Source organism: Sphingomonas sp. CCH9-F2, from assembly GCF_001556735.1.
In the GTDB taxonomy this organism is placed as follows: domain Bacteria; phylum Pseudomonadota; class Alphaproteobacteria; order Sphingomonadales; family Sphingomonadaceae; genus Sphingomonas; species Sphingomonas ginsenosidimutans.
Map to the genome: position 1 here is coordinate 1 of NZ_LSJO01000065.1, position 1,316 is coordinate 1,316.

Consider the following 1,316-nt stretch of genomic DNA (forward strand, 5'->3'; position numbering starts at 1 on the left):
CCGACGGTAGCGGCGGGCAGCGACCGCGCCGGGCGGCGATATCAGTCGCCCGCGCCCGGCTCCGCCGAGAAATATTTGTCGTACTTGCCCTCTTCGCCCTTGTGCTCATCGGCGTCGGCGGGGGTCTGGTCGGCCTTGCGCGTGACATTGGGCCACTGCGCGGAGAAGGTGTTGTTCAGCTCCAGCCATTGTTCCAGCCCGCTTTCGGTATCGGGCAGGATCGCCTCGGCAGGACATTCCGGCTCGCACACGCCGCAGTCGATGCACTCGGACGGGTTGATGACGAGCATGTTCTCGCCCTCGTAGAAACAGTCGACCGGACACACTTCGACGCAGTCCATATATTTGCAGCGGATGCAGGCGTCGGTGACGACGTAGGTCATGGATCGGGTTCCTCTGTTCCGGCGCACGCTTTTGCGAAGCCTGACGCCTGCGTCAACGCCCCACCGCCATGATGCGGCACGTTTGCGGGCGGATCGGTCACCAGATCCTGGTAACAGGCCTGCGCCTCCGGAGCTGGGCCGCGCCGGTGCGGCAGCGCCTCGACACGCAGCACGCGCACCCGCCCGGCGTGGACGAAGGTCAGGATATTGCCGATGCGGACCGGCGCGTGCGCGCGGTCGATCGCGCGACCGTCGATGCGCAGATGGCCGGCGCAGGCCATGTCCTGCGCCGCATCGCGCGAGCGCGCCAGCCGCGCGAACCACAGGATGCGGTCGAGCCGCATCGCCGCCGCGCTCACGCCACGGGACTCACGATCGTCCCCAGTCCGCCAGCGCGGCAAAGGCATTGTCCCGGGCCGGACGCACCGACGGCGCGGGCGCGCGTCCCCGGCCGCGCCAGACGTAGCGCGTCACCCCTTCGCTGTCGGGGGCGGGACGGAACCCCAGTTCCGCCATCAACCGCGCGATCGTCCCCGGCTCCAGCCCGATCGACACCGCCAGCGCCGGATCGAGAACGAAGGGCGCGCGCGGCGATGCGGCGTCGCGCGCATCGTGCACCGCGCGCGCGATCCGTTCGACCATGTCGATGCGCACCGCCTGCGCCGCGATCGGGCGATAGCCCATCGCCGGCACCGCGCCGGGCGCGCCGCGCGGGAATATCGTCGCGCCCTGCGCCGGCGCCATCGTCCGGGGGGCACCGGCGGCCTGCAACAGCGCGCGGCGCCACGGCTGCGCGGCGGGCTTGAGCAGCCGCGGGTCGAACAGGTCGAGCGCGCCGATCGTCACCCCCTGCCGCCGCAACCAGCGGCGCTGGTCGGGCGTCAGCGCGTCGACCGACGAACGCAGCGGCAATCGCTCGGCAAAGCCGCCGCC

Annotated in this window: 2 protein-coding genes and 1 pseudogene; all 3 read right to left on the reverse strand. The window is 71.4% G+C overall.

The features are described from left to right. Nucleotides 1–41 precede the first annotated feature (41 nt). Nucleotides 42–383 carry a ferredoxin FdxA gene (fdxA, locus tag AX685_RS01985; protein ID WP_066484860.1) on the reverse strand — a complete coding sequence of 114 codons (342 nt, stop codon included), beginning with the start codon at nucleotides 381–383 and terminating at the stop codon, nucleotides 42–44. Further along, nucleotides 380–727, reverse strand: a complete 348-nt coding sequence (locus tag AX685_RS01990; RefSeq protein WP_082740435.1) for an RNA-binding S4 domain-containing protein — start codon at nucleotides 725–727, stop codon at nucleotides 380–382. Before AX685_RS01990 ends, fdxA begins: the two co-directional genes overlap by 4 nt. A gap of 25 nt (nucleotides 728–752) precedes the next feature. Beyond that, nucleotides 753–1,316, reverse strand: a pseudogene (locus AX685_RS22215) (helicase-related protein); the annotation flags it as partial.

What these genes read in the sequence shown, in the direction of transcription:
- fdxA (WP_066484860.1), bottom strand. Translation starts at nt 383, where the DNA reads ATGACCTACGTCGTCACCGACGCCTGCATCCGCTGCAAATATATGGAC.
- AX685_RS01990 (WP_082740435.1), bottom strand. Translation starts at nt 727, where the DNA reads ATGCGGCTCGACCGCATCCTGTGGTTCGCGCGGCTGGCGCGCTCGCGC.